15 protein-coding genes are annotated in these 16266 nt (G+C 41.5%); 6 read left to right on the forward strand and 9 right to left on the reverse strand.

Annotation, left to right across the window (positions count from 1 at the left end; translation table 11 throughout):
• Nucleotides 1-101 precede the first annotated feature (101 nt).
• The 7 genes from V7K30_RS25850 to V7K30_RS25880 all read right to left on the reverse strand — a co-directional run bounded on the left by V7K30_RS25850 (nt 102) and on the right by V7K30_RS25880 (nt 9195).
• On the reverse strand, nt 102-632 hold the full coding sequence (locus tag V7K30_RS25850) for a YdcF family protein (protein WP_335004334.1): 531 nt from the start codon (nt 630-632) through the stop codon (nt 102-104).
• A gap of 442 nt (nt 633-1074) precedes the next feature.
• Nucleotides 1075-2328 (reverse strand): exonuclease SbcCD subunit D, encoded by a 1254-nt coding sequence (locus tag V7K30_RS25855; RefSeq protein ID WP_335004190.1) that lies wholly within the window; start codon nt 2326-2328, stop codon nt 1075-1077.
• A gap of 62 nt (nt 2329-2390) precedes the next feature.
• Nucleotides 2391-3116 carry a phosphoadenosine phosphosulfate reductase gene (gene cysH, locus V7K30_RS25860; protein ID WP_335004192.1) on the reverse strand — a complete coding sequence of 242 codons (726 nt, stop codon included), beginning with the start codon at nt 3114-3116 and terminating at the stop codon, nt 2391-2393.
• A 738-nt stretch (nt 3117-3854) separates the two neighbouring features.
• Nucleotides 3855-4277 (reverse strand): hypothetical protein, encoded by a 423-nt coding sequence (locus V7K30_RS25865; RefSeq protein ID WP_335004194.1) that lies wholly within the window; start codon nt 4275-4277, stop codon nt 3855-3857.
• A 400-nt stretch (nt 4278-4677) separates the two neighbouring features.
• Nucleotides 4678-5352, reverse strand: coding sequence for a tetratricopeptide repeat protein (locus tag V7K30_RS25870; protein ID WP_335004196.1), 675 nt, complete (start codon nt 5350-5352; stop codon nt 4678-4680).
• 61 nt (nt 5353-5413) lie between these two features.
• Nucleotides 5414-6742: an Nramp family divalent metal transporter gene (locus V7K30_RS25875; RefSeq protein WP_335004198.1), complete on the reverse strand. Its 1329-nt coding sequence runs from the start codon at nt 6740-6742 to the stop codon at nt 5414-5416.
• A gap of 770 nt (nt 6743-7512) precedes the next feature.
• On the reverse strand, nt 7513-9195 hold the full coding sequence (locus V7K30_RS25880) for a SulP family inorganic anion transporter (RefSeq protein WP_335004200.1): 1683 nt from the start codon (nt 9193-9195) through the stop codon (nt 7513-7515).
• A gap of 176 nt (nt 9196-9371) precedes the next feature.
• On the opposite strand from V7K30_RS25880, the gene V7K30_RS25885 reads away from it, so the two are divergent.
• From V7K30_RS25885 to V7K30_RS25910, 6 genes are all read left to right on the forward strand, one after another.
• Complete coding sequence (locus V7K30_RS25885) at nt 9372-9596, forward strand: hypothetical protein (protein WP_335004348.1); 225 nt, start codon at nt 9372-9374, stop codon at nt 9594-9596.
• A gap of 387 nt (nt 9597-9983) precedes the next feature.
• The gene (locus V7K30_RS25890; protein ID WP_335004202.1) at nt 9984-11903 is read left to right on the forward strand and encodes an iron uptake porin; all 1920 of its coding nucleotides are present in this window, start codon (nt 9984-9986) and stop codon (nt 11901-11903) included.
• 244 nt (nt 11904-12147) lie between these two features.
• Nucleotides 12148-13956: an ABC transporter ATP-binding protein gene (locus V7K30_RS25895; RefSeq protein WP_335004204.1), complete on the forward strand. Its 1809-nt coding sequence runs from the start codon at nt 12148-12150 to the stop codon at nt 13954-13956.
• Nucleotides 13957-13994: 38 nt separating this feature from the next.
• On the forward strand, nt 13995-14423 hold the full coding sequence (ccmS, locus tag V7K30_RS25900) for a beta-carboxysome assembly chaperone CcmS (RefSeq protein WP_335004206.1): 429 nt from the start codon (nt 13995-13997) through the stop codon (nt 14421-14423).
• Between the two features lie 59 nt (nt 14424-14482).
• On the forward strand, nt 14483-14761 hold the full coding sequence (locus V7K30_RS25905; RefSeq protein WP_335004208.1) for a hypothetical protein: 279 nt from the start codon (nt 14483-14485) through the stop codon (nt 14759-14761).
• Nucleotides 14762-14930: 169 nt separating this feature from the next.
• Nucleotides 14931-15170 carry a hypothetical protein gene (locus V7K30_RS25910; RefSeq protein ID WP_335004210.1) on the forward strand — a complete coding sequence of 80 codons (240 nt, stop codon included), beginning with the start codon at nt 14931-14933 and terminating at the stop codon, nt 15168-15170.
• A gap of 180 nt (nt 15171-15350) precedes the next feature.
• Here the strand turns inward: V7K30_RS25910 and V7K30_RS25915 are convergent, their stop codons facing one another.
• Both V7K30_RS25915 and V7K30_RS34380 read right to left on the reverse strand, forming a co-directional pair.
• Entirely contained in the window at nt 15351-15716 is a 366-nt protein-coding gene (locus tag V7K30_RS25915) for a hypothetical protein (RefSeq protein ID WP_335004212.1), read from the reverse strand.
• A 30-nt stretch (nt 15717-15746) separates the two neighbouring features.
• Complete coding sequence (locus tag V7K30_RS34380; protein ID WP_442941107.1) at nt 15747-16124, reverse strand: HEAT repeat domain-containing protein; 378 nt, start codon at nt 16122-16124, stop codon at nt 15747-15749.
• Nucleotides 16125-16266: the final 142 nt, after the last annotated feature.

A 16266-nucleotide genomic window follows, 5' to 3' on the forward strand; every position in this document is an offset into this window, starting at 1 on the left:
GTGTCTGTTATTACTTAGTTAATACCACGATTCTTGGCATTGATTGTCTTAATTTACCTGTATTGAGTTAGGCCAAGTTCATGCAAATTCCCACTGATGATTTACCGTTTATTTTTAGCTGCATCCACACCAGTGTAACCAGTTGCTAACCAAAGTATCGCTCTAGCTCCATCGCGAATAGATTTTTCGATAGATTCAGGGGGTTTTTCTGAAGGAACTGACACTGGTTTTAAATAAATACCTCGACTACCCAAAATAATTTCGCCGATGAGACAAGCCCGGCGCATATGGAAGTCTGAAGTAATCAAATAAACGCTCTTGATGCCGCGAGCTTGCAAATCATCCACCAAGGTAGTAAAATTAGTAACTGTATCTACGGCTTCATAGTCCAAGTGTAAACGTTTGGGATCTACACCAGCTTTGGTAAACACTCGTCGGGTGAATGTAGGTGGACTACCCCCAGTTATCCAAATTGGTATATTTGGATGCTCGCGAACAAATTTTGCTGTAAACTTCTCTCGCTCTAAATGTCTCGTTGAACCACCCAACACTATAACTGCTTGCGGCTGTACAAATTGGTTTTGTACTTCTTTGTATCCCCACCAGATGATTAGCGGTAGGACAAAAGCCATAAAACGAAAAGATTTACCTGTAAAGAGTAGCTTATTCAAGGCTCGATAACTTTTTTTACTGAGTCAAAAATTTCCTCTGGCTAGAAGAAAAACAACAATTGATAGTAGAGTAGCAAACTCCTAAAAAATCTGCCCAAATACAAATTTGGGTGGTTTTCATGTAAAAGCGCGATTAAGCGTGCTTGAAGTTTTTCCTCTAATTGATGGATTATCCTAACCTGTATCGGACAATCCATCAAAGGGTTCTAGCAGCTTGCCAGGAAACCCGATTTAGAAGATGAAAATATAATTGGCATCCATCCCAATCCGGTTGGCATAAGCTCTTGAGGCAGGGGAGGAAAAAGAGTTATTGAGCAATAATTCTTTCTCCCTCTGCTCCTCCTCTCGCCCTGCTCACCTCAACAGATAACTTTATCTTTTCCGAACCGTATTGGCATCTATCCTACTCACTAGTTGCTGCTTCCAGCCAGACTTCCACATCATCTGCTAGCAACTTATGTGCTGCATCCAGCATTGATGCTGCTATGTCTTTGAGGTCTTCGCGATTGTTCAAATAAGTTTTCAAGGCGTCCATTGGGTCGATGCTGCTACTTGCACTCAATTCAGGAATCCGGGGCCTGGCTAATTGACTCACTAATTCTGCTTGAATGGTGTAGGTATGAGCGGCACTTAAAGCAGTATGTAGAGAAGAACTATCAATTAAATCCATCTGTTCAGAGCGGAGTTTGTAAATTAGCCGCACTACAGCATCTTGAATATCATACTTAGCGATCGCTTTCATTAATACCGCCTGGGGATCATCTGCTTTCGAGACATCCACTTCAATGGTGCGGAAAGTCCGAACTGTTAAGGGACAAAATTCCCATTCAGCGCTTCCCCGCTCCAGTTCCAGCATTACATAGCCTTTGTCTTCTTTTTCTTCGCTAAAATCTACCCGCTCAATACTCCCTGGATAAATCACCGGTGGGTTGTTGGATTTATTCAGATTTTGGTGGCGGTGGACGTGTCCCAACGCTACATAATCAAAACAAGGTCGCGTCAGTAAAGATAGGGGTAGAGTAAAGCCTTTACCTACTGCCAAAAAGCGTTCTGCGCCCAAGGTAGCATTGTCAGACATTAAGTGAGCCAGAAGGATAGTTGGCACATCGGGGTCAAGACGGCGAATTTCCCCTTCCAAGACAACTCGCAGACGTTCCGTTAACAATTGGTTGACTTCGGCCAAAGACAAACCTTCAGTCTCTTGGCGAGTCATCAGGGTAGAACGGGTCAGCCAAGGGAGGGTGATTACTTGCACTTTACCATTGCGGGTTTCGATGCAGTGAGTAGTTAATGTATCACCAACAACAAATCCTGGCACTCCCAAAGTCCGGTAAATATTTAAACTCGCTCCTCCCTGTCCTTGGGAGTGTTGGTCGTGGTTGCCCACCAACAGTACTGTGGGAATATTGGCATCCATGAGACGGCGAAACTGGCTAGCAAAAGCTTGTTGTACATAGGGCGGTGGTGTCGCATCCGGGAAAGCATCACCACCAAATATCACCATATCTACAGCATCTGTCAGCGCTCGGTCAATACATATAGACAAGGTGTTGACAAAATCCTCCAACCGTGTATTTAATCCAGTCGCGGGATTAATTCGTCCGTGGGAGAAGCCGCTTCCCATGTGGATGTCGGAGAGGTGGAGGATTTTAATCATATTTGTCCTTAGTCATTAGTCATTTGTCTAAATACTAATGACTAATGACCAATACGTAACGACTAAATATGAATTCCACATTCTGTTTTATCACTTCCCCGCCAGCGTCCGGCGCGTTCGTCTTCGCCTTCGCCTACTTTGGTGGTGATAGGTTCGTCGCCAATGCTGGGATAACCTTGGTCGTGCAAGGGGTTGTAGATGACTCCGTGTTCAGCCACGTAAACCCAACTGTCTTGGCGTGTCCAGGCGGCTATAGGATTTACTTTCAGCCGACCTTTACCGTCTAATTCAAATATGGGCATATTCGCACGGGTTACTGCTTGGTCACGGCGGCGTCCGGTTATCCAAGCGATGCTGTTGAGTTCGTCTAGACCCCGTAGCAGTGGTTCAATTTTTGTAATGTGGTGGAATTGGGCAATATCCTTGTCCCAGAGTTTATCGCCGTATTTGGCTTCAAAGGCTTCGCGGGTGTCTACATCGGGAGTTTTGTAAGTTTGCAAATCCAGGTTGTAGACTTGTTTGGCTTTGGCAACTAATTCTAAGCTTTGGGGGAAGTGGTGCAAGGTGTCGAGAAAGATCACAGGAACGGGATGCTTCAGTTCACTGTAAAGAATATGGGTAATTATCATGTCATCCACGTTAAAGGCGCTCGTTTGCACCAGTTCCGTTGGGATATTCTCTATAGACCATGCCAGTATTTCTTTGGGAGTGGCAGTTTCAAATTGCTGATTTAATTTTTCTAAGTCAAAAGCGATCGTTTGGTTTCTAGATGCCGTGGAAACTGTCATGATAATCTTCTGTTCAAATATTTTTACCTTGATTAAGATTTATTTTAGCCTATAAAGGCCCGTATTCCGCTCGGAGATAAGGTAATTATTCTGTTCGGGAATTACTACATTGTGGAAATGGAGAATGGGGAGTGGGAAGACTATGAAAATAACCTATGGCAAGTAAAAATGAATACATAAGTATAAATTACAGTAATTACTAAGAAAATTTACGGTAGTTTAAGTTTTACAATGCTTTTATAGATATTTATACTGATTTTGATATGGTTAAGAAACAATTAATAAATAGGATTTTACTTAAATGAACACTTCAAAATCCCCCAATCGCTTAGGCGAATCTATAATTATGGGTGCTTTAATGATCTTGACTAGCGTTAGCATTATTACAATAATGAACTTTTTCTAAGATAAAGGTTTTTAATTTTAGCAATAAAACTTCACAGAGTCCTGCTCAAAACTGAGTGGGGCTTTTACTTTTCTGCTTCACATATATCAGTGGATGTTAAGTCTCTTGTATAATTTATGGTAAATTATACTTTTAATGCGGTGTTTTTACGTAGTTTTGCGATCAGAGAATTTCAAATAGGGATGCGATCGTTATTTCCCCTTAGCCCTTTTCTACTACTCTTTCTAAGAGGATGTTTGAAAAGTCCTCTTGTCGGTATCAAAAGGTTCTAGAACCCTCTAAATCCCCCGATAAATTGGGGGACTTTGATTCCGGTTCCCCCCTTAAAAAGGCTACCGTGTATACACAAGTCCACCCAGAGCGAGTTTCCAGCCAAGAAAGATGGATTCAAATTGTCTTAAACCATGAACAAGGGTAGGGATTCCAGGAGGTCTCCCAGAGGTATAACCAGACCATCCACCAAGTCGAGCAATGATCCAAGTAGCCCAAGGCAAACAACCCCGTGGATAAGGATTGTGCAGTTTTTTGGTATCTCCTTCAACAGAAGATTTAATTTGAGATAAGCATTGCTGCTGCTCAACACAAAAGGTAAGCTCGGCAGAAAGCTGAGTATTGTCGCGCCCTTCAACCATTTGTAAGGTTCGCACGGCTACTGATAAAGCAAGGATTGTAAGGCGTTGCACAGCAATACTAGACTCTAACTGTGTTGCTTCTAAATTTAATCCAGCTTTTTTGAGGAAGATGGGATTATCCATAGTTTTTGCTTCTCAAAAATCCTCTCCACCTACTTTACTAGGACTTGTGTATACACGGTAGCTTTTTAAGGGGAGCCAGCGCTCCACTTGGGGAGACCCCAAGTGGAGCGACTGGCGTGGGTTGGGGGGATCTTCGAGAGATAAACACGTTAACCGAACCGTATTGATACAACAGCAAGCGATCGCAACTGTTGTTTTGCCAATGATAGAGGGCGAATATTTGCGATCCCATTTTTTGATAAACGATTCAATTTGACGCAAATATTATTTGGGATGAAACTAAAAAAATAATCTTGTTACTCAGTTAAATCTAAATCACTCTGAGTATTTAAATTTCTCTGAATCCGATTTGCAACAAAAGCGGGATTCTTAATGCTTCTATATTACCCTGAACAAATTACTAACGCTGAACTTGCTGAATCAGGGCTTGTGTTTGTTGATAAGCTTGGGTATCGCCTTTTTTAAGAAATAATCTTGCAGCTGACTGAAGGTCTGTGACAGCACTCTTACTATCTCCTAAAGCATATTGTGCCAGTCCTCGATTGCCGTAGGCATCAGCTAGGTTGGGATTGATTTGTAGTGCTTGGTTAAAGTCTGCAATTGCTTGTTGATGATTTCCCTGTCTAAAATGGGCTAGTCCTAGATTGTAATAAGCATCTTGTGAGGTTGGATCAATTTTCACTGTCTGATTAAAGTCGGCAATGGCTTTCTGAAAATCTCCTAGTTCTACATAAGAGATTCCCCGACCATTATAAGCATCTGTATGGTTGGGATTTATACGCAGCGCTAGGTTAAAGTCAGTAATTGCTGCACTGAAGTCTTTTAATTGAGATTTAGCCAAACCTCGAAGGCAAAAACCCTCATAAAATTGTGGATTCAGCCGCACTACAGAATCAAAATCTGCGATCGCTCCTTTGAAGTTGCCTTGCTCAAGCTTTTGCACCCCTTGGTTATAGTAATCTTGAAAGTTCGCCGCCTTCAGAGGTATTTGTGCTTCTCGTGCATAAACAGCAGGCATTACACTCAGTACACTCGTTATTCCCAAGAGGACTATTGTTCGCTTGACATGGTTCATGGCTTTACCCCTTCATAACTTGTAGCACGACATTGGATTGCCAAGGATCTGTTACTTCATCTTAACTGGGAACTTGGAACAGCCATCCCAAAATAATTTGTAATAATAACCAAACATTTAAGCCAACGATAATAATAGCAACTAACCAGGCTAAAGATTTTAACCATAAGGGATTCACAAACTCACCCATCAAGCGGCGATTACTCGTAAATATCACCAATGGAATCACTGCAAACGGTAACTGTAAGCTGAGGATAACTTGACTGAGAACTATCAGGCTACTTGTACTCTTTTCACCAAAAAGAATGATTGTAATTAACGCTGGAATGATGGCAAGCAGACGGGTTATTAAACGGCGTAACCAAGATGGAAAGCGAAATTGCAAAAAGCCTTCCATAACAATTTGTCCTGCCAGGGTTGCAGTCAGTGTTGAACTTTGCCCAGAAGCAAGTAAAGCGATGCCAAAAATAGCACTGGCAGCACTAACTCCTAATAATGGTGAAAGTAATTTATAAGCATCTTGAATTTCTGCCACATTCTGATTACCAGAAAAATGAAATGTTGCAGCAGACACAATTAAAATCGCTGAGTTGATAAACAGTGCTAATGACAAAGCAAAAGTTGAATCAATTGTGCCAAACTTAATTGCTTCCCATCTTTTTTCAGTATTAGGTTGCCAATCACGGGTTTGCACAATTGAGGAGTGTAAATATAAGTTGTGAGGCATCACTGTTGCCCCTAAAATACCGATAGCAATGTAGAGCATTTCTGGATTCTGTAAAATCTCTCTCTTGGGCAGATATCCCAACAAAATTCCCCCCATATCAGGGCGGGAAAACAGAATTTCTGCTGTAAAACAGATGCCTACTGTTGCTACCAGCATTATTACCAAGGCTTCTGTATAGCGAAAGCCTTTATGTTGCAGGAATAACAATACCAAAACATCCAGCGCAGTGATGCACACACCCCATATCAAGGGAATACCGAATAAAAGTTGCAGGGCGATCGCACTTCCCAATAGTTCTGCTAAGTCACAAGCGGCGATCGCAATCTCACACAGTACCCACAAATAAAAGCTCACCTTTCGGCTGAAATAGTCTCGACAAGCCTGCGCCAAATCTCGCCCTGTAGCAACTCCCAAACGTACAGACAAAGATTGCAGTAATATCGCCATCAAGTTCGAGAGCAGGATCACTGTTAACAGAGTATAACCAAACTTTGACCCGCCAGCGATGTCTGTTGCCCAGTTTCCAGGGTCCATGTATCCGACTGAAACCAGATACCCTGGCCCTGTATAAGCCAGCATCTTACGCCAAAAGCTGCTGCTGTTAGGAACTTTAATACTACGGTGAACCTCTGGTAAGCTAGGTCTGTTTTCTGGGGGAGTCATTTACTTTGCCGTTAAATATTCTCATATTCTTTTCATAATCTCAGAAAATGTAGAAGAAACATCAACCTTTAGGCGAGTATGGATCAATACGCTTGGGTTAATGATATTTTGCCTCGGTAGATTCCCTCAACCCCACTTAAAAAGGGGGGTAAAACCTCTTAAAGTCCCCCTTTTCAAGGAGGATTTAGAGGGATCACACGATATTTTGCATCGTGTATAGAGATGTGTGTACACCGTAGCTTAAAAAAGGGGACTTTGATTCCGGTTCCCCCCTTTTTAAAAAGGGGAGATCTAGGTTTTAGGTTTTCAGTCCGTAATACCAATTCTGTATGAAGATCCGCCAAACTATATAAGGAACGAACCGCATTCGCGCAGCGTCTCGCAGAGAAGAACGCATAGACACGTACTCCTGCAAAGAAGCAAGCTACGCCTCTGGTTTCCAAAAGTTGTGGCTTCCCGCAGGGTAGGACACAAAGAAAGAAAGTAAGTAAGAAGCCAATAAAATTTGGCGCAGCCTCACAAAGAAATGGTATAAATCCTGGAAGTATTAAGGGATGTTTGAAAAGTGTTTGGCTGTGCTTTTAGGCACTTAATTGATCCTCCCTACTGCCTTAAAAAGGGGGGAACCGGAATCAAAGTCCCCCAATTTATCGGGGGATTTAGAGGGATCTAGAACCTTTTGATCCCGACAAGGGGACTTTTAAAACATCCTCTTAGGTTTCAGTTGTCATTACAGGTATTTATTTTGCCATCAAGAGAGCAAAATCTTGTCATTCATTTAATTCCAGCAATTCTTTTGTTTTCAAATCATCTGCTACAGGTAGAGAACATCCTACAATCTGAGGAGAGATAGAGCAAATCGCATCTGTCGTTGTTTCAAAACAATTTGATAACCCAATTGTTTTTAACAATCCTGTGCGTTCTAATAGTTGTTTGACTTCGGGTTGTAAACCTGTGAGAATTAAGCGGCAATTGTGCCGTTCCATATCATGGTAAATATCCTCTAAGGCTACTAACCCAGTTGTGTCCATATTTGGCACAAACCGCAAGCGTAGAATTAAATACTTCACTTCCGGTTCATCGCGCAGAAAGGTAGCAAACCGTTCAGCAGCACCAAAAAATACGGGGCCATCTACCCGATAAACGGCAATTTCCTTACCTAATTCCAGAGGAGTACCAGGGGGAAATACTTCGGTTTCAGGTATTTTGACTAGGCTTAAATCGCTCATCCGTTTGATGAATAAGGCTCCGGCTGCAATCAATCCCACTTCGACAGCGAGAACTAAGTCAAACAAGATTGTCACTAGCCAGGTGAGAATCATCACCGCAAAGTCGGAGTAGGTAGCACGCATTAACAAACCAATGCCTTCCCACTCAATCATCCGCCCGCTAACCACCATCAAAATCCCAGCAAGTGCTGCTAAAGGAATCTGTGCTGCTAGGGGTGCTAAAGTTAAAACAATAATGGCTAAGGCAACGCCGTGAATTACCCCAGACAGTCGGGTTTTAGCGCCAGAACGGACATTCACAGCAGTCCGAGCGATCGCACCTGTTGCCGGAATGCCACCAAAAAATGGGACAATAATATTTGCCAATCCTTGACCAATTAATTCGCGATCGCTATTGTGTTTTTCGCTCACCGTCATCCCATCAGCCACCACCGCCGATAGCAACGATTCAATACTTCCCAATGCTGCTAAAGCCAAAGCTGGATTAATTAGTTCCCGAATCACGCTAAAATCATTCCAGTGGGGAATACCTTGGGGCATTGGTAAAGATTGCGGAATGCTGCCAATTGTGGGTACATCCAGATGGAAATAAGAAGCGATCGCTGTTGCCAACACCAATCCCATTAAAGAACCCGGAATTGTAGAATTAATCCTGGGCCACAAAACCGTGGTTGCAATCACCACCATTGCCAACCCAACAGCAGCCCAGCTTAAAGCTTCTACATGAGTTACACTTTGCCAAAGTCCCGGCAGAAAATGTTCACTACGCGGTACTTGTAAACCAAAGAAATTATTTAATTGACCACAAAATATAATTACGGCAATACCATTGGTAAAGCCTGCCGTCACTGGATAAGGAATAAACTTCACTAGCTGTCCAAGTTTGGCAACCCCCAAGGCAATCTGGATAATCCCAGCCATTACCCCAGCAATCCAAACTTTCTCAATGCCGTACTTGGCGACAATTCCCACCAAAACCACAGCCATTGCCCCTGTTGGCCCTGTAATCTGGACTGAGGAACCACCAAAAATTGCCGCTACAATTCCCGCCACAATAGCGGTGTAAAGTCCAGCTTTTGGTTCTACTCCACTTGCCACCGCAAAGGCTAAAGCCAAAGGCAAGGCAACCACTGCTGCTGTCAGTCCTCCCGTCAAATCGCCACGCAGTCCACTAAACAAGCGACTCAGACGCTGTGGTTCTTCGAGGATATCAGATATTGCCATATTCCGTTTCAACTCTCATACACAATTTGTTGATGCACAGATAGATGTCATATGATATCCGGGCAATTAAGTATAATACCCGGAACCTCAAAGAGCCTGGGGGGAAAAGCTCTTTTATTATAGACATCTCCAAAAAAAGTCAAAATTATATTGTCATTAACTTGTATAGTGCAGTCTTGAAGAATCCGCCCGTTTTGGTTTTAGATGAAGCTACCTTGGCGGTGGATAATGAAATAGAAGCGGCAATCTGGCGGTCGCTGGAACGCATTACAGTAGATCCACTGATAATGGTGGAGGAATTCCTTCTAACTGTTTTCTTCCCGATCTTAGCCTGCACCAAATTGAGCAGCGATCGCAGCCTCTTGATTTTTTTGAGTAAATTATTCTTTGGTAGATATTGAGTCGCGGATGTCGGCTCAATACTATATTCGATATCACAAAATTAGACTTATGTAATTATTATTTTGTCAATAGTAATTATAATAACTATCAATATTCCTATATTCGATATCACAAAATTAGACTTATGTAATTATTATTTTGTCAATAGTAATTATAATAACTACCAATATCATTTATGGTTAATTATTTCCCAAAATAGTATTTACTATAATTTAATACTTGCGATATAAGCTGAGGTTCTGGTAAGTCAATTCAGGAAAAAAATCCTGATATTCAAAATTTAAAGTTTATAAGATTTTTTTATAAATATACTTTAAATTTACTTATCAATCTATTTTAAAATCGCAATGAATTTTTCCACTATTTTATAGGTGTTAGGAGTTATCATGGCAAAATATCTACTAGCTTATGCTAGTGGGATGGGATTATTATGTTTAATTGCTGGGTTATCACCTGTGCAAGCCCTTCCCAGTTTAGAAATTGCAGATAAAAATGTAACTGTTAATCAAGATGATGGCAGCTATCAAAAAAATGATTCTCATCAAAGCGATTTAACAAATAATATCTCCAGTAAATTGCTGATAGCTAATGAGACTCAAAAAAACTTACCTTCAGTCAATCAACAGCAAAAAATTCAAGATATAGGAGTAGATTCTGCTGTTAACTTGTGGCAGCCAATCATACCACAACCTGCAAGTTCATCTCCAACCTCATACAAACTTGCACAAGTAACATCCGTATCCCAATTGTCTGATGTACAGCCGACTGATTGGGCTTTTCAGGCACTCCAATCTTTAGTCGAGCGCTATGGTTGTATCGCAGGTTATCCCAATCAAAGCTATCGCGGTAATCGGGCGATGACTCGCTATGAATTTGCTGCTGGCTTAAATGCTTGTTTAGAGCGAATCAACGAACTGATTGCAACTGCAACTGCTGATTTGGTCAAGAAAGAAGATTTAGCCACGTTGCAGAAACTACAAGAACAATTTGCGGCGGAATTGGCAACATTGCGGAGTCGAGTAGATGCTGTAGAAGCTCGCACAGCAGAACTAGAAGCAAATCGGTTTTCTACTACGACCAAACTCAATGGAGAGGTAATTATCGCTGGTGTTGGTGCTAGCGGCGGCGCTCCTAATAACAGCGACTCGAACATCATGCTAGTCAATAGAGTGCGGTTAAATCTCACCACTAGCTTTACTGGTAAAGATTCATTAATTACTGGATTGCAAGCCTATAACTTTTTGGGTGGAGCCGATGGACAGGGTAGCCTACAACAAAGTTTAGGATTAGCTGCGCCACTTTTAAGTGCAAGTAGCGCTCGTACCAGTTTTGAGCCGCAATTTCCGGGGTTAAATGTCAATACTTTGTCGAGTGTTGGCGCAAATAGTGTTCAGCTTTACAAATTGCTGTATGTCTTTCCCGTCGCTAATAAATTAACCTTGTTTGTGGGAACTGCGGCAGAGACATCAGATGCTTTCCCAGCAATTACGCCTTTTTATGGTGAAGGACAAGAGTCAATTTCTCGTTTTGGCGGCTTGAATCCTGTGCTACGGGTTTCTGGTGGGACTTCGGGTACTGGTTTAGCATCGGCGGCGGGATTTATTTTTAACATTTCGCCAAATTTGGATTTAAGAGCTTTATACGGCAGTGTAAATGCCAATTTGCCCGAAAAATCTGCGACTGAGGCAGTACCAGGAGTTTCTACTACACCTTTGGGAGCAGGTTTATTTAGTGGTAGTAGTATTATTGCCACACAGTTAACCTTCAAGCCAAGTTCCTCTCTGGATATTGGTTTAAACTATGCCCACAGTTATCACGAAATCAATATTTTGGCTACAGGATTAGTTAGTAGTGATATCGGTGCTTTAGCAGGAGTTGCAGTTGGAACACCGCTCACACTCAACTCTGTTGGCGGTACGGTAACATGGCGATTGTCTCCCAAAATAGCATTATCTGGCTACGGTGCAGCAATATTTGTTGATGCTGCTTCAAATAGCGTGAATGCTTCCACCACCTTTACAAGTTGGATGGCGGGAATTCACTTCAGAGATTTATTCAAGTCAGGAAACACTGCCGGGATTCTTTTTGGTCAGCCGCTTTACCGTACTGATACTGGTGGTTCTGCTCAACTTACGCCCACAGGCGACAATCGGGCGACTCCTTACCATTTAGAAGCCTATTACCGCTTTCAAGTTAGCGATAATATCAGCATTACCCCTGGTGCGTTTGTTCTCTTTAACCCAGAAGGTAACAGCAACAATGAGACTACGACTGTAGGTGTACTTCGGACTACTTTTACATTTTAAGAGATTGGAAGTAGGCAGTCAAAATCCCCCAATTTCTTGGGGGATTTTGAGATTGGATAGAACCTATCCCACTATTCTAAAAATCCCTACTTATTTTCGTAAAATATGCTTGAAAACCTGGATTTTTCGTTTTCATTTCTTAATAAGCTTAGGCTTTGTAGCACAAATATTAGGCTCTCCAACACACTGGCTCCTCAGGACTTTGTTCTGTGTTAATATCAGTTGCACAAAACCGCAAAAAGCCGTGGCTACTGGATTAAAATCTCATCGGGTATCAAGAAGGCGTAAACATTCAACGCATCCTCTCCAGCGTTTGCTTGAGTATGGACACCAGTATCGTAAACAAATTTGGCTGGCGACTACTTATTCTATCCTCAATAAGTTTTTCGACTTAGCACCACCCGGCTTAATTGGTGTGGCGGTGGATGTCGTAGTCAAGCAGCAGAATTCCATAATTGCCCAGTTAGGCGTACGCGATGTCTTTCAACAACTTTTGATTATTTCCTTCCTGACTGTGATCATTTGGATACTAGAATCTGTTTTTGAGTACGCCTATGCTCGACTTTGGCGGAATTTGGCTCAGAATATTCAGCATGACTTGCGTTTGGATGCATACAAACATTTGCAAGAGTTGGAATTGGCTTATTTTGAAGAACGCAGCACTGGCGGTTTAATGTCTATCCTCAGTGACGATATTAACCAATTAGAGCGGTTTTTGGATGGGGGAGCAAATGATATTATCCAAGTTTCCGCAACTGTTCTAATTATTGGCGCTGCTTTTTTCATTTTGGCTCCTAGTGTAGCGTGGATGGCTTTGTCACCGATGCCATTTATCCTCTGGGGTTCCTTTGCTTATCAACGATTACTTGCGCCTCGCTACGCTGATGTCCGGGAAAAGGTAGGTTTTCTCAATTCGCGTTTGTCAAACAATATTAGCGGAATTACTACTATTAAAAGTTTCACCACCGAAACTTATGAAGCATCTCGTTTAGAATTAGATAGTGATGCTTATCGCCGCAGTAACTCTAAAGCAATTACTCTTTCTGCTGCTTTTGTACCGTTAATTCGGATGCTGATTTTGGTGGGTTTCACGGCATTACTTTTATATGGCGGGATGGCTGTGGTTTCGGAAACAATGTCTGTAGGTACTTACAGCGTATTAGTGTTTTTAATCCAGCGCTTGCTGTGGCCTCTAACTAGATTAGGCGAAACTTTTGACCAATATCAACGCGCAATGGCTTCTACTAATCGAGTCATGAATTTGTTGGATACTCCTATCGCTATTCATACAGGTGATGTGTCGCTACCTGTGGATGAAGTGCGCGGTGAAGTCCAATTTAAAAATGTTTATTTTGCCTATAAAGATAGATTTCCCGTGATTAAAAATCTGTCTTTGGATATTCCGGCGGGGAAAACCATCGCAATTGTCGGTTCAACGGGTTCTGGTAAAAGCACTTTAGTCAAACTTTTGTTGCGGTTATACGAAGTGCAAACTGGAAGTATTACCGTGGATGGCATTGATTTGCAAAGTTTAAATTTGCAAGATTTACGTCGCTGTATTGGTTTGGTGAGTCAAGATGTCTTTCTATTTCATGGCACTGTAGCAGAAAATATTGCCTATGGCAGCTTTGAGACTACAGAGCAAGAAATTATCACGGCGGCGAAGGTAGCGGAGGCGCACGAATTTATTATTGAATTGCCCGAAGGTTATGAGACAATTGTGGGGGAAAGAGGACAAAAGTTATCAGGTGGACAAAGACAACGGATTGCGATCGCCCGTGCAGTTCTCAAAAATCCGCCCATTCTGATTTTAGATGAAGCGACCTCAGCAGTGGATAATGAGACAGAAGCGGCAATCCAGCGATCGCTAGAACGGATTACAGTCGATAGAACTACAATTGCGATCGCTCATCGTCTTTCCACCATCCGCAATGCCGATTGCATTTATGTCATGGAACATGGGAAATTAGTAGAGTCGGGAACCCATGAGCAATTGCTGGAGAAAGACGGAATTTATTCTAGTCTCTGGCGTGTACAGTCAGGTTTGAGATAGGTTTCGCCTATTGTCTGTGTCTTCATTACAAATTATTTATGTTTTTTGGTAATAGTCAACCAGAATCAGGTGATACTAAGTGGCGTCGCCAGTTGGATAAGTTTGTGAAAGCAAATCAGCAGGAATTAGCGGCGCTGTTTTGGGGATTGTGGTTAGCAAATGGTGACAGTCAGGGTACTGTTGGTATTGATTTGCTACCAACGCCACATTTTGTTTATTGTCCAAAAGAGCAGATAGAGAACTTAAATATTAAAGTTGAGAATCGGCTGCAAGAAATTTTGGGAATTGTCGAGAACCACAAGCCGGAAGTGGAAGTTGTGATGATTGGGATTGGGAAGGGTGAAATTAAGTTAATTCAGTTTGTACCGGAACCAGCACCACCAATTTGCTTTGAGCAAGCTGGGAAGGATGTGGATGGGTTATTGGATGTGCTGGAAGAGAGCATGAGGGAGGAGTTGAAGTTATAACTAACTAAGGCTTATTTATTTGTATAGCAGAGTTGTTTCTAATCTTCAGGCTTTTTAAAATGAGTCGTAAGATTTCAGATATTATTCTTATTGGGCCAATTAGTACAGGTAAAAGCACCCTTGGAAAACTACTTGCCCAGAAGTTAGAAATTCCACAGTGTTCTATGGACGATGTACGATTGGATTACTATAAGGAAATAAATTATGACGAGGAACTAGCACAGGAAATAAGAGAAAAAGAAGGATTTCAAGGTATTTATCGTTATTGGAAACCCTTTGAAGCCTACGCGGTTGAAAGAGTGCTTTCGGAATATATAGCAATCCGATTTGATTTCTGAAATTATTTGCGTAGGCTGGGAGTAGGGAGTAGGGAGTGGGGAGTAGGGAAGAAGCCTCTTTGAGTTGTACTGAGTTTTTTCAAAAATCAAATATGAGTCCTATAGCAGTTGTGTTATTGATTTTGGTGCAGGCCATTCTGTTTATGAAGATGACGAACTTTTCAGACGGGTGCAACAAGTTTTAGAGCCATATATAAATGTTGTGTTAATTCTTCCTTCTCCAGATTTAGAAGAATCTATCCAAATACTTAACGAACGTAATGGTGGGATTGTCAGTAATGGGTTTGATTTAAACGAATATTTTGTTAAGCATCATTCAAATTATGATTTAGCAAAGTTTGTTGTTTACACAAAGGGTAAATCAACTGAAGAAACACGGGATGAGATACTTAAAATTGTAAAACTTTAAAACTGATTACTTGTTCTCTAGTTTTAAGTGTCTTTTTTAGATGGGTTACAGCTTTAGGAAATACCTTTGATGCTATGCTATAATACCGCGATGAATATCTAATTTTATGTTTTAACGCAAAGGGACGCGGAGGGAAGCGCAGAGGAACGCGGAGGAAGATAAGAACTCTGCGCTTGTTGTTTAGTTCATTGCTTTGTGGAAGTCTGGGTAAGTTAAATTTTCGGCACAATGCCAGATCAAGTTAAACACAGCCTCGTAGCGATAAGAATTGTTTTTGTAGAACTGTTTACTTAGATAGTCTTTTAGAGTTATGACTACTTGTGGTAAATGTTCGCTTTGGAGGATTTTCGTTAAAATATCAGCTATATCCAAGAGAGAGGATTCATAGGATAGACGAATAGTGGCGTTGCTACAGCAGTTTTTATTCTCGTCATCTTGTTGAAAGTTTTGAACAAATCGAATCAGAGTAGGGATAACTTCGTTAAGCTTCTCTTTAACCAATTTGTTTTCTAGATCGAGTTGTTCTAAATTTTGAACTGCATCCATCAAGATTGATTCATATTCATACGGATTGCTTTAGCGTATTTGGCATAAAGTAGCGATCGCCTTTGGATTACCTGGATCAATTTTTACTAGGCTTTCAGCTGCATACAAACGTCCACATTCATCTTGAGATGTTTGAATCCTCTCCAATAGAGCCGGGATCGCTATTTTATTACCTGGATCAATTTTTCCTAAACTCGCAACCGCCTCGCATAATAGGTAATCATCTTTAGTGGAAGCGATTAACTCGATTAAAGTTACAATTGCACCTTCATTATCAGCACCAAAAAGACCTAAGTCCTTTACTGCTAGGGTGAGGTAAGAATGCTCATCAGCAGTCCTAATCAGATCAACTAGAGCATTAATTGCATCAGCACAGACGAAACAGCTAGCGCCAGAGGTATTGTCAATAGCGAATAATCTTGAATAACTAGCAGAGGAATCTCAAGACGAAGCAGATAAAATGAAGTAATAAATTGAAATAAATAGACGGATTTCAAAACAAGCCAGACTGAACTAGTTTTGACATCAGAGTCCAGATAAAAACTAGCTG

The organism is Nostoc sp. (genome assembly GCF_036917655.1).
Lineage (GTDB): Bacteria > Cyanobacteriota > Cyanobacteriia > Cyanobacteriales > Nostocaceae > Nostoc.